The sequence below is a fragment of the Thalassotalea montiporae genome, assembly GCF_053485855.1.
Genome location: NZ_JBQRUO010000001.1, coordinates 696,096 through 718,384, shown reverse-complemented (window position 1 = coordinate 718,384; position 22,289 = coordinate 696,096). Strand labels below are relative to the sequence as shown.

Annotated in this window: 23 protein-coding genes; 4 read left to right on the top strand and 19 right to left on the bottom strand. The window is 43.7% G+C overall.

Features of this window, described 5'->3' with window-relative positions:
* Positions 1-23: 23 nt before the first annotated feature.
* The 10 genes from rpoS to ACSLUR_RS03040 form a co-directional block, all read right to left on the bottom strand.
* Positions 24-950 (bottom strand): RNA polymerase sigma factor RpoS, encoded by a 927-nt coding sequence (gene rpoS / locus ACSLUR_RS03085; RefSeq protein WP_115999283.1) that lies wholly within the window; start codon positions 948-950, stop codon positions 24-26.
* A gap of 75 nt (positions 951-1,025) precedes the next feature.
* Positions 1,026-1,865 (bottom strand): peptidoglycan DD-metalloendopeptidase family protein, encoded by an 840-nt coding sequence (locus tag ACSLUR_RS03080; protein ID WP_448551703.1) that lies wholly within the window; start codon positions 1,863-1,865, stop codon positions 1,026-1,028.
* Positions 1,866-1,915: 50 nt separating this feature from the next.
* Positions 1,916-2,497, bottom strand: coding sequence for a YqaA family protein (locus tag ACSLUR_RS03075; RefSeq protein ID WP_448551701.1), 582 nt, complete (start codon positions 2,495-2,497; stop codon positions 1,916-1,918).
* Entirely contained in the window at positions 2,494-3,156 is a 663-nt protein-coding gene (locus tag ACSLUR_RS03070) for a protein-L-isoaspartate(D-aspartate) O-methyltransferase (protein WP_448551699.1), read from the bottom strand. Before ACSLUR_RS03070 ends, ACSLUR_RS03075 begins: the two co-directional genes overlap by 4 nt.
* Positions 3,153-3,905 (bottom strand): 5'/3'-nucleotidase SurE, encoded by a 753-nt coding sequence (surE, locus tag ACSLUR_RS03065; protein ID WP_448551697.1) that lies wholly within the window; start codon positions 3,903-3,905, stop codon positions 3,153-3,155. The genes ACSLUR_RS03070 and surE overlap by 4 nt, the downstream gene beginning before the upstream one ends.
* A gap of 95 nt (positions 3,906-4,000) precedes the next feature.
* Positions 4,001-5,065, bottom strand: coding sequence for a tRNA pseudouridine(13) synthase TruD (gene truD / locus ACSLUR_RS03060; protein ID WP_448551695.1), 1,065 nt, complete (start codon positions 5,063-5,065; stop codon positions 4,001-4,003).
* 12 nt (positions 5,066-5,077) lie between these two features.
* The gene (gene ispF, locus ACSLUR_RS03055) at positions 5,078-5,566 is read right to left on the bottom strand and encodes a 2-C-methyl-D-erythritol 2,4-cyclodiphosphate synthase (RefSeq protein WP_116014769.1); all 489 of its coding nucleotides are present in this window, start codon (positions 5,564-5,566) and stop codon (positions 5,078-5,080) included.
* Positions 5,566-6,294: a 2-C-methyl-D-erythritol 4-phosphate cytidylyltransferase gene (gene ispD, locus ACSLUR_RS03050; RefSeq protein WP_448551692.1), complete on the bottom strand. Its 729-nt coding sequence runs from the start codon at positions 6,292-6,294 to the stop codon at positions 5,566-5,568. Before ispD ends, ispF begins: the two co-directional genes overlap by 1 nt.
* Before the next feature lie 15 nt (positions 6,295-6,309).
* Positions 6,310-6,606, bottom strand: coding sequence for a cell division protein FtsB (gene ftsB / locus ACSLUR_RS03045; protein WP_448551690.1), 297 nt, complete (start codon positions 6,604-6,606; stop codon positions 6,310-6,312).
* A 262-nt stretch (positions 6,607-6,868) separates the two neighbouring features.
* Positions 6,869-7,528 carry a hypothetical protein gene (locus tag ACSLUR_RS03040; protein WP_448551688.1) on the bottom strand — a complete coding sequence of 220 codons (660 nt, stop codon included), beginning with the start codon at positions 7,526-7,528 and terminating at the stop codon, positions 6,869-6,871.
* 233 nt (positions 7,529-7,761) lie between these two features.
* Between ACSLUR_RS03040 and ACSLUR_RS03035 the strand changes: the two genes are divergently transcribed.
* From ACSLUR_RS03035 to ACSLUR_RS03025, 3 genes are read left to right on the top strand one after another with little or no spacing between them, the layout of a single operon-like run.
* Complete coding sequence (locus ACSLUR_RS03035; protein ID WP_448551686.1) at positions 7,762-8,139, top strand: GntR family transcriptional regulator; 378 nt, start codon at positions 7,762-7,764, stop codon at positions 8,137-8,139.
* Positions 8,140-8,149: 10 nt separating this feature from the next.
* A complete protein-coding gene (locus tag ACSLUR_RS03030; protein WP_448551684.1) occupies positions 8,150-8,986 on the top strand; it encodes a hypothetical protein in 837 nt (278 codons plus the stop codon).
* Between the two features lie 33 nt (positions 8,987-9,019).
* Positions 9,020-9,235: a hypothetical protein gene (locus ACSLUR_RS03025; protein ID WP_448551682.1), complete on the top strand. Its 216-nt coding sequence runs from the start codon at positions 9,020-9,022 to the stop codon at positions 9,233-9,235.
* Positions 9,236-9,493: 258 nt separating this feature from the next.
* Here the strand turns inward: ACSLUR_RS03025 and guaA are convergent, their stop codons facing one another.
* Both guaA and guaB read right to left on the bottom strand, forming a co-directional pair.
* Complete coding sequence (gene guaA / locus ACSLUR_RS03020) at positions 9,494-11,071, bottom strand: glutamine-hydrolyzing GMP synthase (protein WP_448551681.1); 1,578 nt, start codon at positions 11,069-11,071, stop codon at positions 9,494-9,496.
* A gap of 218 nt (positions 11,072-11,289) precedes the next feature.
* The gene (gene guaB, locus ACSLUR_RS03015; protein WP_448551679.1) at positions 11,290-12,762 is read right to left on the bottom strand and encodes an IMP dehydrogenase; all 1,473 of its coding nucleotides are present in this window, start codon (positions 12,760-12,762) and stop codon (positions 11,290-11,292) included.
* 173 nt (positions 12,763-12,935) lie between these two features.
* On the opposite strand from guaB, the gene xseA reads away from it, so the two are divergent.
* Positions 12,936-14,276 (top strand): exodeoxyribonuclease VII large subunit, encoded by a 1,341-nt coding sequence (xseA, locus tag ACSLUR_RS03010; RefSeq protein ID WP_448551677.1) that lies wholly within the window; start codon positions 12,936-12,938, stop codon positions 14,274-14,276.
* Positions 14,277-14,414: 138 nt separating this feature from the next.
* Here xseA and ACSLUR_RS03005 read toward each other — a convergent pair whose 3' ends face one another.
* The 7 genes from ACSLUR_RS03005 to ACSLUR_RS02975 all read right to left on the bottom strand — a co-directional run bounded on the left by ACSLUR_RS03005 (position 14,415) and on the right by ACSLUR_RS02975 (position 22,287).
* Positions 14,415-15,095, bottom strand: a complete 681-nt coding sequence (locus ACSLUR_RS03005; protein ID WP_448551674.1) for a PilZ domain-containing protein — start codon at positions 15,093-15,095, stop codon at positions 14,415-14,417.
* Positions 15,096-15,265: 170 nt separating this feature from the next.
* Positions 15,266-16,729 carry a ribosome biogenesis GTPase Der gene (gene der / locus ACSLUR_RS03000; protein ID WP_448551672.1) on the bottom strand — a complete coding sequence of 488 codons (1,464 nt, stop codon included), beginning with the start codon at positions 16,727-16,729 and terminating at the stop codon, positions 15,266-15,268.
* Between the two features lie 171 nt (positions 16,730-16,900).
* A complete protein-coding gene (gene bamB / locus ACSLUR_RS02995; protein WP_448551670.1) occupies positions 16,901-18,112 on the bottom strand; it encodes an outer membrane protein assembly factor BamB in 1,212 nt (403 codons plus the stop codon).
* Between the two features lie 15 nt (positions 18,113-18,127).
* Entirely contained in the window at positions 18,128-18,775 is a 648-nt protein-coding gene (locus ACSLUR_RS02990; protein ID WP_448551668.1) for a YfgM family protein, read from the bottom strand.
* Between the two features lie 9 nt (positions 18,776-18,784).
* Positions 18,785-20,059 carry a histidine--tRNA ligase gene (hisS, locus tag ACSLUR_RS02985; protein ID WP_448551666.1) on the bottom strand — a complete coding sequence of 425 codons (1,275 nt, stop codon included), beginning with the start codon at positions 20,057-20,059 and terminating at the stop codon, positions 18,785-18,787.
* A gap of 110 nt (positions 20,060-20,169) precedes the next feature.
* Entirely contained in the window at positions 20,170-21,294 is a 1,125-nt protein-coding gene (ispG, locus tag ACSLUR_RS02980; RefSeq protein WP_181901502.1) for a flavodoxin-dependent (E)-4-hydroxy-3-methylbut-2-enyl-diphosphate synthase, read from the bottom strand.
* A 24-nt stretch (positions 21,295-21,318) separates the two neighbouring features.
* Complete coding sequence (locus tag ACSLUR_RS02975; protein WP_448551664.1) at positions 21,319-22,287, bottom strand: RodZ domain-containing protein; 969 nt, start codon at positions 22,285-22,287, stop codon at positions 21,319-21,321.
* Positions 22,288-22,289 lie beyond the last annotated feature (2 nt).

Here is a 22,289-nt window from a genome sequence, read left to right as displayed (position 1 = left end):
CTGAAAAAGCTTATTATCACTTACTAATCTTGAAAGATTGCTTCAATTGATAAGTTTTGCTGGCTCAGAATATCACGTAGGCGTTTAAGCGCTTCTACTTGAATTTGGCGGACACGCTCACGGGTCAACCCAATTTCTGTACCAACATCTTCTAAGGTTGCCGCTTCATAGCCCATAAGGCCGAAACGCCGCGCAAGTACCTCGCGCTGTTTGCTGTTAAGCTCACCTAACCATTCGATAATGTTGTTGTTAAGATCGTTACTTTGCAAATCACGCTCTGGCCCAGCACCTTTCTCGTCTGGGATAACATCAAGCAAGGCTTTATCAGAGTCGCCACCAAACGGTGTATCTACTGAGGTAATGCGCTCATTTAAGCGGAGCATTTTGCTCACGTCAGCAACTGGCTTATCGAGCTCTTTAGCAATATCTTCTGCCGTAGGTTCATGATCTAGTTTTTGCACTAACTCGCGGGCAGCACGCAAGTAGATGTTGAGCTCTTTAACGACATGAATGGGTAAACGAATGGTTCTGGTTTGGTTCATGATGGCACGCTCAATGGTTTGACGTATCCACCAAGTTGCATAAGTTGAAAATCTAAAGCCGCGCTCTGGATCAAATTTCTCAACTGCGCGAATTAAACCTAAATTGCCTTCTTCTATCAGGTCTAACAATGGTAAGCCGCGATTGTTATATCGCCGAGCTATCTTAACTACTAATCGAAGGTTACTTTCTATCATACGCTTTCGTGCCTTCTCGTCGCCTTTTAGCGATAAACGCGAAAAGTAGACTTCTTCTTCGGCAGAGAGCAAAGGTGAAAAACCAATCTCACTCAAGTATAACTGCGTTGCATCTAGGCTTGCAGAGACCTCTTCCTGAGTTTTAACTGAAGGTTCCGTATCAACTGTGCTTTGTTCAACATTTATTGCGTCGATTTCTTTTTCTAAGCCCATATTACTTCTCCCATCAACTAGCAAAGTTAAGTATTAATTATTCAAGTTATCTCCATTTTTATTCTTTTTATAACGCTATCGTTTAGGTAAGTACTTCATAGGATTCACTGATTTTCCACGAAAGCGAACTTCAAAATGAAGCATGACTCTTTGCGCGTCTGTGTCACCCATCTTAGCTATTACATCACCAGCTTTGACTGATTGCTGCTCTTTTACCAACAGCTCGTCATTATGTGCATAAGCACTCAAGTAGTCGTCGTTGTGTTTAACAATGATGAGCTTACCGTAGCCTCTTAATGCACTACCCGCATAAACCACCTTACCATCAGCTGCTGCTGTGATTCGATCGCCACGCTTGCCAGCAATATCAATCCCTTTGTTTCCTTGCGCTGCTGTTGAAAAAGTCGCGACGACTTTTCCTTTAGCAGGCCATAACCAACGCCGGATTTTCTGCGAAAAGTTACTAGCCGTTGCAGCAGGCTTTTTGCTTATTTTTTGCCCACTTGCAGCTTTACCATACTCCTGCTTTTTGGTCGTTGCAATAGCTTTTTTAGGCGCTTTATTGGTGGTAGTACCAGAGCTTTTAGTCGAATTATTTGCCGAGCTCTTATTCCTACTGGGCTTGCTTGAATTTCCACTAATTTTAAGTTTTTGACCAGGAAATATACGATAAGGAGGTAACAAACGGTTTAGTTTAGCGATGGTTCTAACGTCGCTATTCGCACGCCAAGCAATGGAGTAAAGGGTTTCACCTTTTCTAACGGTATAGGATGAACTTTTAATGCTCGCGGGTGTTTGTGTTTGCACAGAAACGGTTGAGCGCGACTCAACTACTGGCGCAGGCGTATTTCTGGTGCTACAGGCAGAAAGCACCAGAAGGCTAATAATAATTAGAAAAAGGTGACGGCTAAACATCCTGTAATTTTACGTACAAATCAAATAAAACTGAGTCTAAAAGTGCATAGTTATGCTAGGTATACTACATAGGCTATCGCAATAATTGCAACAACGCTCCAACCAATCACATCAACCCACTGGCGAAGCTTTTGTTCCATTTTTTCACCGCCCCATTGGATCAAGCCCGCAACTAAGAAAAAGCGCATACCTCGACCAATAAACGAGGCAATTAAAAACGGTAAAAAGAGCATCTGTAAAACACCGGCGCTTAAGGTAAACACTTTATAAGGAATAGGTGTAAAACCGGCAAGAAAGACAACCCAAACGCCCCATTGATCGAACCAAGCCATGGCGTGGTCCATTTTATCTTGATAGCCTACCTCAGTAATAATCGGCTGAATCCATGCATCAAACATAAAATAGCCCAGTAGGTACCCCACAACGCCACCCACAACAGAAGCAGTTGTGGTTAAAGTTGCATAAACCCATGCTTTTTTCGGCTTAGCGAGTACCATAGGCGCCAGTAATACATCGGGAGGAATGGGAAAAAACACTGATTCAGCAAAAGTGAGTATGGCAAGTACTCTAGGCGCTAACTTGTGCTCGGCCCATTTAAGTGTCCATTCATATAAGGCAGAAAATATCTTCACAGTAAATCTCCTGGCACAAGCGGTACAAAACGCACCATTTCAATTTGCTGCTCATGGAAATCATCCCCATCGCGGGTAATCAATTTAAGCACTTGCGATTGTTCGCCAACCGGAATCACAAGTCGACCACCATCCGCTAGCTGTGTTAACAGAGCCTCTGGAACGCTGCTTGGCGCTGCGGTAACAATAATCGCTTGAAAAGGGCCTTTGCTTTGCCAACCCTGCCAGCCGTCACCATGTTTCATCGAAACATTGTGTAAATCCATGGCTCTTAGTCGACGTTTGGCCTGCCATTGCAATGCTTTAATTCGTTCAACAGAAAATACCTTACTGACTAACTGCGCAAGAATGGAAGTTTGATAACCTGAGCCAGTGCCTATTTCCAAAACATTTTCAGGTATACCATCGGCCAAAATTAATTCTGACATTTTCGCGACAATATAGGGCTGAGAAATGGTTTGTCCTTGCCCTATTGGCAAAGCGGTATTGTCATATGCCTTGTGCGCTAAAATTTCTGGTACGAATATGTGCCTAGGCGATTGTGCAATAGCACGTAATACGCGTTGATCACTGATGCCTTCATTGGCAAGCTTTTGCGCCAATATTTCCCCACTGCGACTCGACTTCCCGCCAATACTGCGACCTACATTGACATTCATATTGTTACTTCACTCATCCACTCAGTCATTCGTTCCATGCTTTTATAAGCCGTCATATCAACAGTCAAAGGTGTGACAGATGCATAATTATTGGCTACCGCATTAAAGTCTGTTCCTGCGCCAGCGTCAAGCTCTTTACCCAGTGAGCCATACCAATAAATAGTGCGCCCCCAAGGGTCAGCCATGCCCTTCATGGTTTCTGCTTTATGTCTATGGCCAAGACGTGTCACTTTAATTCCAGCTACTTCCTCAAGTGGAATATCTGGTACGTTAACATTTAGAATTTGATCGGAAGGTAATGGGTGTGCCTTTAATCGCTTGATTATGTTTGCCGCGATAACCGCAGCAGTTTGGTAATGATTTTCACCTTTCCCGACTAAGGAGACTGCAACTGCAGGTAAGCCCATATGACGACCTTCGGTTGCGGCAGCCACGGTACCTGAGTACAAGGTATCGTCACCTAAATTTGCGCCATTATTAATGCCTGCGACCACTAAGTCAGGTAACGGGTCCATTAGCTGGCTTATCGCTAAATGAACGGAATCAGTAGGCGTGCCGTTTACGGAGATAAAGCCGTTATCTAAGGTTTGTGCACGTAAAGGGTTAAGCAAAGTTAATGAGTTACTTGCACCACTGCAATTGCGATCAGGAGCAACTAGAGTGACGTCAGCGAATTTAGACAGTTCTTCATACAAGACTTTGATGCCTGGTGCATGCACGCCATCATCATTGCTCAGTAATATTCTCATTTGACTTCCTTCATTCCTTTTTAATTTTTATCGTTGCGCTTTGCCGATTTAAGCAGGCATTAAAATACTTATGTTATAACAGCTTAACTTTGGCTTTAGTTTTGGCTTTGAAAAGCCTGTTCTGCCATATCGGTATAGTGAGTTAGCTCTCTTAAAATTGCCGTGGCATAGCTTCCCGCAGGCAACATAAATGACAAGCGAATGGTACGCTCATCAATCACCTCAGCTTTTGGATTAAGCATGGTCAACCGCGCTCTTCTGCGCTCTTGCTTTAAACCAAGGGTGCACAGGCCGTCAGCAAGTGCGGGATTAGCTGCTGCAATATCTGCCTCTAGCTGATGGGCTTGGTGCTGCGTTAATAGCTCGCCCTTACCCCACATACTGGCTGTCATATCAATATCATGCGCATCTAAACGCGCTTGAAGGTCAGTGTCTTGCTCGGTTGCTTTAAAAATTGATTGGCTACCAGCGAGCATAAACACATCACCTTGCATCGGCGTTACAAAGCGGTTTTGTACAATTCGCTCACTCAACATTTGATTGAACAAGTAACTGCGAGCAGCAGACAAATACATACTGCGCTTTTTCTTGTCTTTGATTTTTTGACCATTAAACAATGACAATGCTTTTTGTAAGTTGCCACCATTAAAGCCGAAACGTTGCTCACCAAAGTAATTTGGGACACCTGTTTTAGTCACTTGCTCAAACCGATGTTGAATTGACGCAATATCACTAACTTCCCGCAAGGTTAACTCAAAGCGATTGCCAATTAGCGCGCCCGTTTTTAATTTTTTGTTGTGGCGCTGATAACTCAGCACCTTCACACCTGCAATATCAAGATTTGATAAATCATCGATTGCCTTACCCGGCAAGTGTACGCCAAACCATTGCTGAGTAACCGCATGGCGATCTTTTAAACCGGCATACGTGACCTGCATATCTTTAACGCCAAAATGTTTCGCTAATTGGCGAGCAACAAACGTAGTGTTCTCGCCTGTTTTCTCAATGTGCAGTAACAAGTGCTCACCATCACCGCTCGGCGCGAAAGGTAGCAATTCAAATACTTTGAAATCTGCGTGTTCAGTACGCAATTGTGCTGTCGATGTTGGCTTGCCATGTAAATAAGCCAGCTCATCATAACAAATAAAATCTTGCTTCACTTGTCTGCTAACTCACTTACTTTCACTCGACATTCTCTCAAGCAGCACCACTGCATGGGTAGATATCCCTTCCTTTCGACCAACATAGCCGAGTTTTTCGGTCGTGGTTGCTTTGACATTGACTTGATCAATATCGGCTTGTAAATCACTGCTTAATATTTCGCGCATTGCCAATAGGTGCGGCGCAATCTTGGGGGCTTGCGCAACAATTGTGATGTCGGCATTGCCTAAGCGATAGCCTTTATCATTCATAAGACCAACAACGTGGCGCAATAAAATACGTGAGTCGATATTTTCAAACTCGGCATCGGTATCAGGAAAGTGATTACCTATATCGGCTAAACAAAGTGCCCCTAAAATCGCGTCACATAACGCGTGAATGGCGACATCGCCATCTGAATGGGCAACAAAGCCATGCTCAAACGGAATTTTTACGCCCGCTAGTACAATTGGCCCTTCACCACCAAATTTGTGGACATCAAAACCATGACCTATTCTCATCACGCTTCCCGTTTCTCTTGTCGTTGTTCGTTCATTAATAAAAATTCTGCCAGTACTAGATCTTCTGGCTGAGTGATTTTTAAATTATTTGGGCTGCCGTTGACTAGCATACTTGGTAACCCCGCAGCTTCTATGGCGGAGGATTCATCGGTTATATTGACCTTGTTAGCAAGCCCTTGTTCTATCGCTTGAATCAGCTCGGTTGTGCGGTACATTTGTGGTGTTAATGCATGCCAAAGTTGCTCTCGTGCCACTGTTGTTTGCACGCGCTGTTCGGTATCGCCGCGCTTCATAGTATCTTTGACTGGTGCAGCCAATAGCCCACCACAATGTTGTGTAAGGCAGGTTTCGACAAGACGATCAATTTCTTCAGTGCTAACGCAAGGTCTTGCCGCATCGTGAACAAGAGACCAAGCGGCAGCTTGCGGGGCAAATTGCTCGCTTGCTTTGAGCGCAGCAAGCACGGAATCAACACGTTCTTGGCCACCAACAACTGTTATAACATTGGGGGTGTGGGCTATTTCAAGGTCATGAAAATAACCGTCTTCAGCCCCCAATGCGACAACCACTCGTTCAATATATTTACTTGCCAATAACTTGGCTAAGGTATGTTCAATAACTGTTTTTCCCGCCAGACTTAAATATTGCTTGGGATGCTCGCTTTGCATGCGTTTGCCAACACCAGCAGCGGGAACAATGGCTGTAACAGCAACCATAGGTTTATTCATTAACAACTTCCTGAACTAATTTCTTCGTTGCTGAGATTTATTGGCTGGAATAATACGAAAGAATGTTTCGCCGCTTTTAATCATTCCTAACTCGTTTCGGGCACGCTCTTCAACCGCTTCAACACCTGATTTTAAATCGTCAGTGTCAACATAAAGCAGTTTATTTCGCTGCCTTAATTTATCGTTATCTGCCTGCTGGCGCGTGACTTCTTCTTTTAACGCAACATAATCAGAAATGCTGTTTTTGCCAAACCATAAACGGTATTGCAAAAAAATAATAAAAATCAGCAATAGTGCAGTAATGATGCGCATGAAAGCTCGACGCCTGATTATTATGAGTTAGAAAGGTATGGCGGATATTATACCCAAGCAGAGTGAATATGCGATAGCCCGTTATACCAATTGAATTAATTAGTTGATCAATTATGGCGCAGGAAAAAGGTTCATAAACAAGGCGTTATTTTTTGTTAACTAGTTGTTCTAATTTCAAAAATAACAACGCAGTTAATGAGCATTTTAACCAGCAAGAATGATCAAGTATTTATTGAAATTGGTATTAGTTGCATTGCTGCGATTAATGATTATCGACCGGTAGCGGTTTCTTTAAATTTTTCCAATTGATTGAGCAAGACAACAAAAGTTCTCGTAAGGTTGGAATAATCGGTCGGCATGGTTTGTTGTTTTGCCAAACATGGCCTGCACAGCTTGCCATCATGATTTTTTTAGTCGGCTTTAACAATTTAGCCTTGGTGTGAAGATTGGCATGCTGATGCTCTTGTTGCTTTTGCTTACCTTGCCTTTCCTGCTTGAATGCAAACCAACCGTGACCATTCGTTCGCACTCGCCCTTGCACTTTATCTAATCGATCAATGCAATCGAGCACCAAGCGCTCCCCCACTTCAACTGGAACGACTAACCCTAGCGATAGTTCTTGATTTAAATACCAATGTGCAATGGCATCTAGCTCTTGCCCAACTTGTGGTAAGTTGCGACTTTGCTTCGATGACCAAGTGGCATTTTGACTATCAAGCGTCATCGGTGTCTCGGCATTTACCATCGCATGAGCAGCCTTTTGCACATAATAAGGCAGGCTTTGTAAACGCCGTTGCAAGGTTTCTATTTGAGCGACCTCGACACGTGCCAGCAAGGTAACCTCACGTTCATATAACGCGCTACAAAGTTCAGCAAATTCATTGCTTTGTTGTGACTCTTGCCACAATAACGACTGTGTCATTCAGATTGGTAAACGGCCAATTCCTGTGTATTTATCAAGCATACTAGATAACCAGTAAAAGATAAATTATCCGAAAAAACTCACTATTCCAATTTCATCTGCGTCTATTTTTTAAACATTTTTTCACGCACGTTACTTGAAAAACACAAAAACCACTTGTACCATTACTACAGATGGCACATTAAGAATATTTAAACCTTTGCCAGTTTTGAACAAGGCATTATTGAATAAATATGGAAATAGAAATTGATCTTGACGATCCAACGCCAGTTTTTACTCAGCTAATTGAGCAGATTAAGTCAGCTGTTGCTGGTGATTTATTAGCGCCTGGCACACCGCTTCCTTCGATCAGGCAATTAGCGAATGAGTTAGAAATCAACAGTAAAACGGTTGCTAAAGCTTATAAGTTACTTGAACGGGACAAAATAGTGCATAGCAAAGGCTATCGAGGCAGCTTTATTCGAGAAGATGCAAAAAACTATTGTCACCTTGATCTTAAAAAATGGACGCAAGAAAAACTCGAAACTTGTATCAATGAACTGCGAAAAAATGGGGTGACCGACTCAGAAATTCGCGTTGTTTTTGGCAACTTAATGAATAGCAAACTTTAGGGAGAAAGGCATGTTAATTAGCGTGATTTTTTGTTGTGTCGTAGGTTTTCAACTTTGGCTTGTGTCACACTATTATGCCAAACGTGCCTGTCATGGGCTAACGGCTTTGCAATATACCTCAACGCCGCTGGAAAGCAATGTTGAACAACAAAAACCGGTTGATTTTGCAAAGTTCATCTCGCAATTTAAACGCGCAAACCAAGTCATTTTTTCACTTGGGCTTAGTAGCTTAGCTTTGCTTTTGTATTGGGAGTTAGAACTTAATTTTCAGCCGCCAAGCATGTTTGCCGTTGTGCTATTTATGATACAGCTAGCCCCTTTTGCACTTATTGACGTTACTGAAAAACGCCACTTTCAATGGCTCAAACAAGTTATTCATCAGCCCAAACGTTCAGGCTCAATAGTAAAACGCACGCTTTTAACCTTTGTGCCACTTAAGTTAATGCTCGTCGCTTTGGCTTGCATACTGTTAACGATAATGTTTGATCTTAGCGTACATGCTAATCAGCAACCTTTGTGGCAGGGCTTTAATGAACAGGCGTTACATCGCAGTATAACCTTGATCATAACTAATGGCTTACTGTTCGCTTTGGTTTTCAAAACAATTTACAGCCAGAAAAAAGATCCTCAGCAAGCACAGGCTAATCATTTAGATCGCGTTAAATTCACGGTTCAATCGCTTTTTTATTTGAGCATTGCAATGAGCTGTTATTTCACACTACAGAGTTTACTTGTCGCACTTGCTGCAGAGCACTGGTCAGCGGGTGCAACTGCAGTTTATGCCGTGGTAGTTGCTTACGCCTCTGTTGGCAATCGCGTGCGCTGTATGAGTAACACCACGATTTGATTTTTAAATCATTTTCACATCAAGGAGAAACAGATGAATATGCAACAATTAAAAAACAAGGTTTGTACAAACGACAAAGTACAAATTGCCATCGCACTTGTATTTGCTAGCTTAATGATTGCCATATCCTTACTTACAAAAGCTACACAAGGCAGTGAAAATAACTTTGCGATTACGCTTTTGCTTATTGCCGGCTATTTCAGTTGCAGCCAAGCGGCGAAGCAGCGCAACATTAAAGACCAAGGATAATACCAATTTCAATAAATACTTAATCATTCTGGCTGGTTAAAATGCTCATTAACTGCGTTGATATTTTTGAAATTAGAACAACTAGTTAACAAAAATAGCGCCTTTTTTATGAACCTTTTTCCAGCGCCATAATTGATCAACTAATTAATTCAATTGGTATAACACCAACAAAAACGCCGTGATGATTATTGTTTATCAATAAAGCATCACGGCGTTTTCAATTTAAAGCTTATTTATAAAGCAGTTATTGTAAGCTATTTATTCCCACTCGATTGTTGCAGGTGGCTTACCCGAAATATCGTAAACCACACGAGAAATACCATCGATTTCATTAATAATACGGTTTGATACTAAACCTAAGAAATCATATGGTAAGTGTGCCCAATGAGCAGTCATAAAGTCGATCGTTTCAACTGCGCGTAAACTCACTACCCAGTCATATTTACGGCCATCACCCATCACACCAACTGAGCGTACCGGTAAGAATACCGTGAATGCTTGGCTCACTTTGTTGTAAAGGTCATGTTTGTGTAATTCTTCAATAAAAATAGCATCAGCACGACGTAATAAGTCAGCATACTCTTTTTGCACTTCACCTAAGATACGAACGCCCAAACCAGGCCCAGGGAATGGATGGCGGTAAAGCATATCGTATGGTAAGCCTAGCTCTAAGCCAATCTTACGTACTTCATCTTTGAATAGCTCGCGCAGTGGCTCAACTAAGCCCATTTCCATATCTTCTGGCAGACCACCAACATTGTGGTGTGACTTAATGACATGCGCTTTGCCCGTTTTAGAAGCAGCTGACTCAATTACGTCAGGGTAAATAGTACCTTGCGCTAACCATTTCGCATTCTGGCGCTTACCGGCTTCTTCATCGAACACTTCAACAAAAACATTACCGATGATCTTACGCTTAGCTTCTGGATCAGCTTCACCTTTTAAGCGGTCTAAGAAGCGCTGCTCAGCATTAACATGCACAATATTAAGGCCGAAGTGATCACCAAACATATCCATCACTTGCTGACCTTCGTTTAAACGCAGTAAACCGTTATCAACGAATACACACGTTAGCTTATCGCCAATCGCGCGGTGCACTAGCATGGCAACCACAGATGAATCAACACCACCTGACAAGCCTAGGATAACTTCATCATCACCCACTTGCGCTTTAATCTTGGCAATCGCATCATCAATAATCGAGCTTGGTGTCCATAACTTTTCACACTGACAAATATCCACCACAAAGTGCTCAAGAATACGCATACCTTGTTTCGTGTGCGTTACTTCTGGGTGGAATTGAACACCATAAAATTGCTTTTCTTCGTTCGCCATTGCAGCATAAGCACAGCTAGGTGTTTGCGCTACGGTAACAAAGCCTTCTGGGATTGCCGATACTTTATCGCCGTGGCTCATCCATACGTCCAACAGCGCATTGCCGTTATCGCCAACGGAATCTTCAATGTTTTTGAATAGTGCAGACTGGTTAATTACTTCAACCGCCGCGTAGCCAAATTCTTTATGCTCAGAGCTTTGTACGCCACCACCTAGCTGCTCAGCCATAGTTTGCATGCCGTAACAAATACCTAACACTGGCACGCCAGCGTTAAACACATATTCTGGTGCGCGCGGAGAACCGGCTTCAGTCACTGACTCAGGCCCACCCGCTAAGATAATACCCGTTGGGTTGAACTCTTTGATTTGCTCTTCGGTTACATCCCAAGCCCAAAGTTCACAGTAAACACCAATTTCACGCACACGACGTGCAATCAGTTGCGTATATTGAGAGCCGAAGTCTAGAATTAGAACGCGCGATGAGTGGATATCTTTGGTCATATCAAAACCTTATATAAATTTTAAAAATAACAGGCTGACTTCCATTGATGATGGCTGTCAGCCTGTTTCAATTCTTTAAAACGAGGTATAAAAACTCATTATACCTTTGTTGCAAATTGTTGACTGTCATTTGGCGTGAGTTCAAGGCGGAGACGCGTAGCATAGTTTACTATGTGAGCATCGACAACGCAGAAATTACGGCCAAATGACTTCAACAATTAGCCCATACGGTAATTAGGTGCTTCTTTAGTGATGGTCACATCATGTACATGAGACTCACCCATACCCGCCGCCGTAATCTTCATAAATTCAGGCTTGGTACGCATCTCTTCAATCGTCGCTGAGCCCGTTAAGCCCATTGATGAGCGTAAGCCGCCCATTTGTTGGTGAACAATTGCAGCTACTGGGCCTTTGTAAGCAACACGGCCTTCAATACCTTCCGGTACTAGCTTGTCAGCTTCGCCGTCAGTTTTCTGGAAGTAACGATCTGATGAACCTTCTTTTTGTGCCATTGCGCCTAATGAGCCCATACCGCGGTACGATTTGTAGTAACGACCTTGGTAAAGTTCAACTTCACCTGGCGATTCTTCCGTACCCGCTAGCATTGAGCCAACCATCACACAGTGCGCACCTGCTACTAGGGCTTTGGCGATATCACCAGAGAAACGAATACCACCGTCAGCAATGACCGGAATGCCAGTGCCTTTTAGCGCATCTACGGCGTTAGAGATAGCCGTTAACTGTGGCACACCAACACCAGTTACAATACGCGTTGTACAAATTGAACCTGGGCCAATACCTACTTTAACCGCATCAACACCAGCATCAGCAAGCGCTTTAGCACCGGCAGCAGTGGCAACATTACCAGCAACAATTTGTAAATCAGGGTATTTAGCACGTGTTTCGGCAACACGGTCAATAACCCCTTGCGAGTGGCCATGTGAAGTATCAATCAGAAGTACGTCAACGCCAGCAGCAACCAATGCGTCAATACGCTCGTCTGTACCTGCACCAACACCAACAGCAGCACCCACGCGAAGACGACCGAACTCATCTTTACAAGCGTTAGGTTTGCGCTCTGCTTTTTTGAAATCTTTTACTGTGATCAAACCTTTCAACTTAAAGGCATTATCAACCATCAGGATTTTTTCAATGCGATGCTCGTGCATTAAGTGCAAAATTTCTTCACGCTCAGCGCTTTCGTTAACTGTTACTAAGTCTTCCTTCTTAGTCATTAACTCAGCCACCGTTTTGGTAAGGTCTGTTTCAAAGCGCAAATCACGGCCAGTAACAATACCGACTAAGTTGTTTTCAGTGTCAACGACAGGGAAACCTGAGAAGCCTAGCTCGTCAGAAAGTTTAGTCACTTCAGCAATTGAGATATTAGGTGCAACAGTAACAGGATCAGAAACAATACCGCTTTCGTATTTCTTTACTTTAGAAACATTGCGCGCCTGCTCTTCAATGGTCATATTTTTGTGAATAAAACCAATGCCCCCTTCCTGCGCAAGAGTGATCGCTAAACGCGCTTCAGTTACCGTATCCATAGAGGCAGATACCATAGGCACATTTAATGAAATTTTGCGAGTAAGTTTGGTGGTTAAGTCGGCAGTATGAGGCAGTACCGTAGAGTGGGCTGGTACTAATAGAACGTCATCAAAGGTTAACGCTTCTTGGGCTATACGTAGCATTGCAATATCTCACAAGGTTAAATAGGTGGAAGAAATATTGCGGCAGAATTTTAACCGTTTTGGCCTACAAGGTAAACTTAATTTTTCGTAAATTTAAATTTATTCATCCCAAGCCGTCAAATGCGCGATATAATGGCTAAACACTAGCTTAACTTCCAAGAAATAGCCTTTAAATGACCAATAAACAACATATTTTACAAGTCAGCGAACTGACCCGAAAAGTCCGCTTTATGCTGGAAAGCGAAATAAATGTCGTTTGGTTAAGTGGTGAAATCTCTAACTTTATCGCCGCCGGCTCAGGTCATTGGTATTTATCGTTAAAAGATAGCCAATCTCAGGTTAAATGTGCAATGTTTAAAGGAAATAACCGATACGTTCGCATTAAACCTAAGAATGGTCAGCAAGTATTGGTAAAAGCTAAGGTTTCTTTGTATGAACCGCGTGGCGACTTCCAGTTAATTATCGAACAAATGGAAGATGCTGGTGAAGGATTGTTGCGCCAGCAATACGAAGCACTTAAAGCTAAGCTTGATGGCGAAGGCTTGTTTGACGCCAGCAACAAGCAAGCAATTGCCTCTCACTACAATAAAGTTGGTGTTGTTACCTCGCCAACCGGCGCCGCTATTAAAGATATTATTAGTGTCATGGCAAGGCGTAGCCCAAGCACAGAGCTTATTATCTACCCGGCGCTTGTTCAAGGAGAGCTAGCTGCAGCGGATATTGTCGCGAGTATTGAAGTTGCCAATCAGCGTAATGAAGTGGATGTGTTAATTGTCGGTCGCGGCGGTGGCTCACTAGAAGATCTGTGGTGCTTTAATGACGAGCGTGTCGTGCGTGCAATCAGTAATAGCGAGCTACCGGTGATCAGCGCGGTTGGTCATGAAATTGATACGACATTGTCCGACTTTGCTGCTGATATCAGAACCCCTACCCCGTCTGCGGCGGCAGAGCTTATTTCTGGTGATCAGCAAGAGCAGCTTGCTAAAATTACGCAACTAACACAGCGCTGCCAACAAGCAATCAATCAAAGGCTTCATCTGCAATCGCAGCGCAGTGCCCATCTAGTACAGCGCTTACAGCAAAATGATCCGCAACGACAGTTACAAGTGGCAAGCCAACAGGCTGATGAACTGCAACAGCGCTTAACCAAAGCAATGAATCAATTGCTAGTCAATAAAAGCCAGCGCCCCACGTTACTTGCACAGCGGTTAGAGCATCAATCACCAGAACGAGCCATTAGTCAATACCAGCTGCAATTGAGCCAGTTAGATAAGCGATTTAAACAAAGCTTTAAGCAAGGATTAAGTCAACAGCAGCAACGCTTTGCCGCCCTTGCTGAGCAATTACACTTGGTCAGCCCACTAGCCACCATAGCGCGTGGTTATAGCATCACCCGAAGTGAAACTGGCGACATCGTAAAGTCTGTCGAGAAAGTTAATATAGGTGAGGAGATTTCAGTACAATTGAGTGACGGTAAACTCAAGGCGAAAGTTTCGAATAAACAAGCTGGGTAGGAAAATATCCAGCATGTTTCCACGCTTTTATTACGAGAAAGCTCATTTACGGATATTAGGTGTAGATGTTAGTCGCGGCTTTAAACGCATCTAGTGATGAAACTATGCTGAGCATTGAAGCAGAGAGTTTCATATTGCTTAAAGCTCAACCGTCAATGCGGCATTGAGTAATTCAATGACTTGCTTACTACCCTGCTCTTTAAATTGAACACCAACAGCTATACCATCAACTTGGGTTTTGACATTGCAAATCACCGCATCGAGCTTAATATTGCTTTTTTCCTGAAAGTCTTCGATAACAATCAAAATATCTTGCTCTTTATTCAACAAAAGTGAGTCGCCATTGTGCAGTGACAGCTGACACCCTTTAGACGACATATCTTGTACTTTCGCCTGCCAGTAATCGTTATTGACTTTTACTTTAGCCTTAATGTCCGTTTCAATACGCATTGAAGAGCGCAGATTTTGTAGGCTCAATGTTTTTGGAAACTCTAGCACCATTAAGCGAGAGGGAATTTGCAAGGTTTGACGCACAGGTGAAACAAAAGCAACGATAGAGCCTTCATGCCCTTCGATGACACCACGCACCGTAATATTAGTGCCTTGTGTAATGTATTGAGCAAAACCGCCTAGCTTGTTACTTTCAGGATATTGGATAAGCACGTATTGCTTTGGTAAATAACCAAGAAAAGTCGTCCGAAATTTACCACGCTTGCCGGCAGGCGACACAATATCTATTGTTACTTGAGAGCCAGCATTAAATAACCCAAGATTGCGATTTAAACGCTTAGCAACATCAATTTTGATTGGCTCTGCCATGTTTGGTGTAGCACCTTAATTTTTCTTTCATTACAGCTAGCCGTTACCCTAGCCAAAAGCGCCAACAAATGCAATTTCAGCAAGGGTAATCCCAATTAAAATAATCGATAGAAAAAAGCCGTTATTTGAATAGCTTCAATTAACGGCTTTTAACAACTTGGAAAGCTAAGCTAGTCCTTTTTATAACCTTGCGTCGCACGCGCTAGTTTTTTCTGCTCGGTGTAAGTGAGCTTTTTCTTACCGGCAAATGGATTAGAGGTTTCTCTAAACTCAATTTTAATTGGCGTCCCCATGATCTTTAATGATTTACGGTAGTAATTCATCAAGTAGCGCTTGTAAGACGGCGGTAAGTGTTTGGTTTGGTTACCGTGAATCACCACAATTGGCGGGTTGTAACCACCTGCATGCGCATATTTAAGCTTAATACGGCGACCGTTATGCATTGGTGGCTGATGGTCAAACACCGCCATATCCAATATTTTCGTTACCATAGAGGTCGAAATACGCTTAGTCGCTGAAACAAAGGCTTCTTCTACCGATTCGAATAAGTGGCCAACACCTGTGCCGTGCAACGCTGAGATAAAGTGCACACGGGCAAAATCAATAAAGCCTAGGCGGCGGTCTAACTCTTTATGGATATTGTCTTTAACTTCTTGGTCAATGCCGTCCCACTTATTCACTGCCAGTACGAGTGAGCGACCTGCTTCAAGAATAAAACCTAACAAGCTTAAGTCTTGATCGGTAATCCCCTCACGAGCATCAATAATCAATAAACAAACGTTGGCATCTTCAATGGCACGCAATGTTTTGATCACTGAGTATTTTTCAACTACATCATTAACATTCTTGCGACGGCGAATACCTGCTGTATCAATCAGAGTATATTCACGGTCATTGCGCTCCATAGGAATATACACACTGTCTCGTGTGGTACCTGGCATGTCGTAAACCACCACACGCTCTTCACCGAGAATACGGTTAGTTAGTGTTGACTTACCCACGTTAGGTTTACCGATAATGGCTAGCTTAATTTTATCGTCTTGCTCAGGCGCTTCAATTTCAACTTCTTCGCCTTCTTCAAAGACAAGTTCGTCTTCAAACTCGCCCTCTTCAGCTTCGAGCTTTTCTTGACCAAGCTCTTCAATATGTGGTGATAACGCCAATGTTAATAGCTGCGTAACACCACGACCATGCGCGGCCGCAATTTGATGAACCGTATCGCCTAAGCCAAGACTGAAGAATTCAGCAATCGCCGAGTCTGCATCAATACCGTCAATTTTGTTCGCGACTAAGAATACTTTCTTATCTTGCTTACGCAGATAATCTGCAATTGCTTCATCAGCTGATGTTAAGCCTGCACGAGCGTCAACCAAGAAAAGTACCGCATCAGCCTCTTCAACCGCCATCAGCGATTGTTCAGCCATTAATGCGTCGATACCCTCTTCATTACCATGAATACCACCAGTATCAATAACAATGAACGGATGCTCCTCGACCGACGCTTGGCCATACTGGCGATCACGCGTCAAGCCTGGGTAGTCAGCTACCAGCGCATCACGGGTGCGAGTTAGGCGGTTAAATAAGGTCGATTTGCCCACATTAGGGCGACCGACTAAAGCAACAACTGGTAGCATGTTTACCTCAAATTCTAAACTGACCGCAAGCAAAGGCGGCCAAGTGATGTATCTCCATAAATTGGCGATACCAATAAAAAAACAAAGGCCCCAAATGCATCAGCATGGAGCCATTAAACATTTCTATAACTATAGCTCAGTGTTTAATAACTTAAGCTATAGCCATAATAATTAGGGGAGCTTAACTGCTTGCAGCGAACCATCGCGCGCTTGCACATAGATAGTGCCTTCCGCCACCGTTGGCGTTGCATAAATGCCGCTGCTATCTACCTTGTGACGAGCAACGAACTCACCGGTTTCTTGGTCAAGGAAATGTAAATAACCTTCAAAATCACCAACCGCTAAGTAGTCGCCGATAACAACAGGACCTGTCACACTGCGATTAGTTAACGCTAAGTTACTCCAGCGCTCTAAGCCATTCACGCGGTCAACAGCGTAAACATGACCTTTTAAGTTAGTCAAAAACAAGGTGTTACCCTTGATGGCTAACTGGCGATATGAAGAGTACTGGCGCTTCCACAAAATTCGACCATTGCGAATATCGATCGCCACTAAGTTACCGCGCGATGAAATTGCATAAACCTTATCGCCAAAAACTAGCGGTTGACTGTCAACGTCAATAACACGCTCAAGCTCAGTTGAACCGGTTGCTTCACCCACAGGTACAGTCCAACCTTGTTGGCCTTTTTCCAGCATAAATACCGATAATTCACCTGCTGATGTTCCTACTAATACACCGCCTGCTGCGGCTGTTGGGGCACTAATACCACGCAATGTTAATGGCGGCACATCAAGATCTACCTGCCATAGGTCTTCACCGGTATTGGCATTAAACGCTTTTAACACGCCCGATGCCGTATTGACTACAAGAATGCCAGAGTCTAATGCCGGACGAGCAATCACTTCGCCTTTTACTTTGCCTTGCCAAGCTAATTCGCCTGTTTCAGCATCAAGCGCAAATATTTGACCGTTTTCGCTACCAATAAAGACTTTATTAACGCCCGTTACTGGTCCACCGGCTAGTAGCGCAGGTTCACGACTGTCGAAAAAGCCGCGTTCTTTGTTCACATCGCTTAGGTCAATATGCCAAACTTTATCACCACTGTTGGCGTCAATCGCGTAAGCATCACCTTCTCGGCTGATGCTAAATACTTTGTTGTAGCCGTAAGCAGGTTTAATGCGTGAGAAGTAGTCATCAACGCCATCGCCAATGCCCTTTTCCCAAGCAACATCTACTTCAAATTGCTCATTGATATCAGTCAACTCAGCAATTTTTATCGCTTCGTCTTCATCGTCAGTTGATGAACACGCCGCTAGTGTTGTTGCCAGCGCAATGGCTGATAATAATCGTACGTTTACTATTTTTTTTATCACTTTTTTCACAACGCAGCTCGCTATTTAGTTAGGCAATTGAGTTAGGTTAGTTGCCTGTGCTAAATCATCAATTTTCAGCTGTAAGCTTGGATTAGTCGCTAAACCATCGGCATCAATTGCTGCTTGATAAGCGTTACGCGCAAGCTCAACTTTACCTTGCTTAAGGTAAGCATCACCTTTGATTTCTTCAATCGCAGCCTTGAATGCTTCTGATTGTTCGCCACCAACAGTCGCTAACGCTTTGTCAAATTGTTCAAGCTGAATTTGTACACGTGCCAAACGCACTGTCGCAATTGACTTGATGCCAGCATTGCTCGCTTTATCAATCGCTTGTTGTAAATGTGTCGCTGCTTTTTCCCAGTCTTGATGCTCGGCCGCATCTTTAGCTAGGCTTAGCGCTGTGAGCGACGCATAACTTGATTCTGCATTGATTTGAATAAATTGCTCTGCGTTTGCTTTAAACGCTTCGTGATCTGCTGTTTGGCTGTCAATAACAGCTTGATACTGAGAAGCAACGGCCATTTCGCCTTCTAGCTTGCTATCTTTATAGAAGTTAAAACCAACAAATCCTGATAAACCAACAACTAAGCCGCCAATAAGGTAGTTGCCGTATTCGTGCCAAAACTTTTTGATCGCTTCGACTTGTTGTTCTTCTGTTTCAAATGTTTCCACAATACTTCCTTACATAATACTTGCTAACAGACCTGCGACTTGCGCTAAGTCGATTTGTTGTTGTTCGTGTTGACCACGCAGATACTTGACCGTTACCTGCCCGTTGGCAATTTCATCTTCACCTAAAATAAGCGCAATATGTGCACCTGATTTATCCGCGCGTTTCATTTGCTTCTTCATGTTGCCACCGCCACAGTGGTTTTGAATGCGAATACCTGACACTTCATCGCGCCACTGCTCCGCAAGCTGCATTGCAGTTAAGTCGGCACCTTCACCCAAAGCAATCACATAGGCTTCTACTTGTGGGCGAATATTATTCAGTTTTTCTAAGCTGGTCAGCATTAACACTAAACGCTCAATGCCAAGCGCAAAACCAACACCCGGTGTACCTTTGCCGCCAAGCTGTTCAACCAAACTGTCATAACGACCGCCCGCACAAACAGTACCTTGTGCGCCAAGGCTAGAAGTTACCCACTCAAATACCGTACGGTTGTAGTAATCTAAGCCACGCACCAAACGCTCGTTAAGTTCATACTTGATACCTGCGTTATCTAAATAGGCGGTTAGTTGAGCAAAGTGCGCTTGAGTCTCTTCACCGAAGTAATCGCTTAACTTTGGCGCGTCGGCTAAAGCCGCTTGCACATCTGGGTTTTTACTATCAAGCACGCGCAGCGGATTAGAATGCATACGGCGCTTGCTGTCTTCATCGAGCTTGTCTTCATGCTTGGTTAAGTACTCAACCAGTGCATCACGGTAAGCGGCACGCTCTTCGTTTGAGCCTAATGAATTAAGCTCTAGCGTAACGTGTTCAGCAATACCTAGCTCTTTCCAAAGGCGCGCAGAAAGCATAATAATTTCGGCGTCAATATCCGGTGTTGCAATACCAAATGCTTCAATACCAAATTGGTGGAATTGACGATAGCGTCCTTTTTGTGGACGTTCATGGCGGAACATTGGCCCCATGTACCACAGGCGTTGTTCTTGGTTGTACAACAAACCGTGTTGGTTACCAGCTCGTACACAGCTTGCAGTGCCTTCTGGGCGAAGTGTTAAACTGTCACCGTTGCGATCGTCGAACGTGTACATTTCTTTTTCGACAATATCGGTCACTTCACCGATAGAGCGCTTGAACAAAGCGGTAGATTCAACGATCGGCATACGAATTTCGGCAAAACCATAATTGCCAGCTACCCTGCGTAGGGTGTCTTCTACCATTTGCCACACTTTAGTTTCTGACGGCAAACAGTCATTCATACCACGAATTGCTTGAATCGCTTTACTCACTTAATCAGCTCTCTTCTTTTAACTTAAAAACAATAGTAAAAATCAACGGCGCATTATAGGCGCTAGCGGTTTAAACGTAAACAGCACGCTAGCAGACGAACCATATCAAATTATTCGTCTTCTAATTGCTTAACGGCGATCTTGCTGTTTTCGTCCATCAACTTGGCCTTTGCTCGGATCTTTTGCTCCAGTTGATCAACTATATCGTTGTTGTCGATGCGTTCTTTTTGGCGGGTACCATCTAAGTAGAAACCACTTTTGCGACTGCTACCGGTCAAACCTAAGTCAGAAACAGTTGCTTCACCTGGGCCATTAACAATACAGCCGATAATAGAAACATCCATTGGTGTTACTATGTCTTCTAAACGCTCTTCCAGCGCATTGACTGTGCCAATCACATCAAACTCTTGGCGAGAGCAACTCGGGCAAGCAATAAAGTTAATACCACGACTGCGAATTTTCAGCGATTTCAAAATATCGAAGCCTACTTTAATTTCTTCAACGGGATCAGCAGCAAGAGAAACACGCAACGTATCACCAATACCTTCGCTGAGCAGCATGCCTAAACCAATAGCAGACTTAACTGAACCCGAGCGGAAGCCACCCGCTTCGGTAATACCAAGGTGTAATGGATTATCAATTTGCGCTGCTAACAGTCGGTACGCACCGACCGCTAGAAATACGTCTGACGCTTTAACACTGACTTTAAAGTCATGAAAGTTCATGCGATCAAGAATATCCACATGACGCATCGCCGACTCTAATAACGCTTCTGGTGTTGGCTCACCGTATTTTTCTTGCAAGTCTTTTTCTAATGAACCGCCATTAACGCCAATGCGAATCGGAATACCTTTATCACGCGCAGACTCAACTACCGCTTTAATGCGATCTTCTTTGCCAATATTACCTGGGTTAATACGCAAACAATCGGCGCCATACTCAGCTACTTTCAGGGCAATACGGTAATCAAAGTGAATGTCGGTGACTAATGGCACTGACACTTGCTTTTTAATTTCTTTAAACGCTTCAGCGGCATCCATGGTCGGGACACTAACGCGGACAATATCGGCACCAACCGCTTCAAGCGATTTGATTTGTGCGACCGTAGCAGCAACATCAGTGGTTAGGGTGTTCGTCATCGACTGCACGCTAATGGGTGCATCACCACCAACTGGGACATTGCCCACCATAATTTGGCGCGATTTGCGTCTGACTATCGGAGATTCATTAAACATAGACATAAACTAAGAAAACTCAGGCTAAGAAGATTCGGGTAAGGTAAATTTTGCAATATTGCCGACATTATACTTGCTCATGTCGATAGACTCACCATTAAAATCAATAGCAACTAATTCGGGTTTACCAACGGTTACTTTGAAAGGAGCAACGCCGTTAAGTTCCATGACATAACCCGCTTTTTTAATGCCCCATGCAATACGCTCACCTGCACCGTCATAGATGTTGACCCAGCAATCACCTGCAAACGAGAAAACCACCTTGACGGGCTCTGCTATCGGCGCTTGCGCAACTTCAGCGTTAGCTTGCGCAAGCTCAATAGGCTTTGCTTGAACTGATGGTTGAACAGTAGCTTGCGGCACTGTTAACGGGGTTTCTGGCGCGAGCTCTTCATTTACTGGCTCTGCAACTTTTGACACTAGCTGATTGTTCGAAGCTTTAGGTTCCGTCGCTGCTGGTTCTAACGTTGTTGATTCAGGGTTTTGATTGTCGGCAGTTAAACCTGCGGCTTGATTGGTGTTTTGAGTTTTTGATGAGTCACTATTGGTGGGTTGCGGCTCTATCGTTAGCGCATTGTTACTGGCGTCTTGTAAATAATACAGCACGGTAGAAGCGATTAATGCCGCCAAAATAAGGTAGCTAATCCACATTAATCGGCTGTGTTGCGCTTCCTTCTCGGTAATTTTGGAAAAGCTTTGTAACTCAGTACGCTGCTTGGCTGCTACACCTAGCATCTCGTAACTTGCGAGCACATCTTGCTCGTCTACACCCACTAATTTAGCGTAGTTTTTCAAATACCCTCGGTTAAAGGTATCTGGCAGTTTACTGTCAAAGATCTCTTGCTCTATTTCGTTTACCAACGCAGGGCGGAAATTAAGCTGTTCCGCCACTTGTTGCTGGCTCAGCCCCATTGCAACTCTTGCCTCTGCCAGCATCTGACCAGGGCCAATTACTTCAATATCTTCTGATAATTCAGTTGATGTATTACTCATTT

Excerpts from the sequence above, each read along its gene's own strand:
- ACSLUR_RS03070 (WP_448551699.1), bottom strand. The coding sequence starts at position 3,156 with ATGAATGTCAATGTAGGTCGCAGTATTGGCGGGAAGTCGAGTCGCAGT.
- xseA (WP_448551677.1), top strand. The coding sequence starts at position 12,936 with ATGACCAATAAACAACATATTTTACAAGTCAGCGAACTGACCCGAAAA.
- ftsB (WP_448551690.1), bottom strand. The coding sequence starts at position 6,606 with ATGCGCATCATTACTGCACTATTGCTGATTTTTATTATTTTTTTGCAA.
- ACSLUR_RS02975 (WP_448551664.1), bottom strand. The coding sequence starts at position 22,287 with ATGAGTAATACATCAACTGAATTATCAGAAGATATTGAAGTAATTGGC.
- ACSLUR_RS03030 (WP_448551684.1), top strand. The coding sequence starts at position 8,150 with ATGTTAATTAGCGTGATTTTTTGTTGTGTCGTAGGTTTTCAACTTTGG.
- ACSLUR_RS03035 (WP_448551686.1), top strand. The coding sequence starts at position 7,762 with ATGGAAATAGAAATTGATCTTGACGATCCAACGCCAGTTTTTACTCAG.
- ACSLUR_RS03040 (WP_448551688.1), bottom strand. The coding sequence starts at position 7,528 with ATGACACAGTCGTTATTGTGGCAAGAGTCACAACAAAGCAATGAATTT.
- guaA (WP_448551681.1), bottom strand. The coding sequence starts at position 11,071 with ATGACCAAAGATATCCACTCATCGCGCGTTCTAATTCTAGACTTCGGC.
- ispG (WP_181901502.1), bottom strand. The coding sequence starts at position 21,294 with ATGTTTAATGAATCTCCGATAGTCAGACGCAAATCGCGCCAAATTATG.
- der (WP_448551672.1), bottom strand. The coding sequence starts at position 16,729 with ATGCTACCAGTTGTTGCTTTAGTCGGTCGCCCTAATGTGGGCAAATCG.
- ACSLUR_RS03080 (WP_448551703.1), bottom strand. The coding sequence starts at position 1,865 with ATGTTTAGCCGTCACCTTTTTCTAATTATTATTAGCCTTCTGGTGCTT.
- rpoS (WP_115999283.1), bottom strand. The coding sequence starts at position 950 with ATGGGCTTAGAAAAAGAAATCGACGCAATAAATGTTGAACAAAGCACA.
- ACSLUR_RS03025 (WP_448551682.1), top strand. The coding sequence starts at position 9,020 with ATGAATATGCAACAATTAAAAAACAAGGTTTGTACAAACGACAAAGTA.
- ispD (WP_448551692.1), bottom strand. The coding sequence starts at position 6,294 with ATGAATAAACCTATGGTTGCTGTTACAGCCATTGTTCCCGCTGCTGGT.
- ACSLUR_RS03005 (WP_448551674.1), bottom strand. The coding sequence starts at position 15,095 with ATGGCAGAGCCAATCAAAATTGATGTTGCTAAGCGTTTAAATCGCAAT.
- surE (WP_448551697.1), bottom strand. The coding sequence starts at position 3,905 with ATGAGAATATTACTGAGCAATGATGATGGCGTGCATGCACCAGGCATC.
- guaB (WP_448551679.1), bottom strand. The coding sequence starts at position 12,762 with ATGCTACGTATAGCCCAAGAAGCGTTAACCTTTGATGACGTTCTATTA.
- ispF (WP_116014769.1), bottom strand. The coding sequence starts at position 5,566 with ATGAGAATAGGTCATGGTTTTGATGTCCACAAATTTGGTGGTGAAGGG.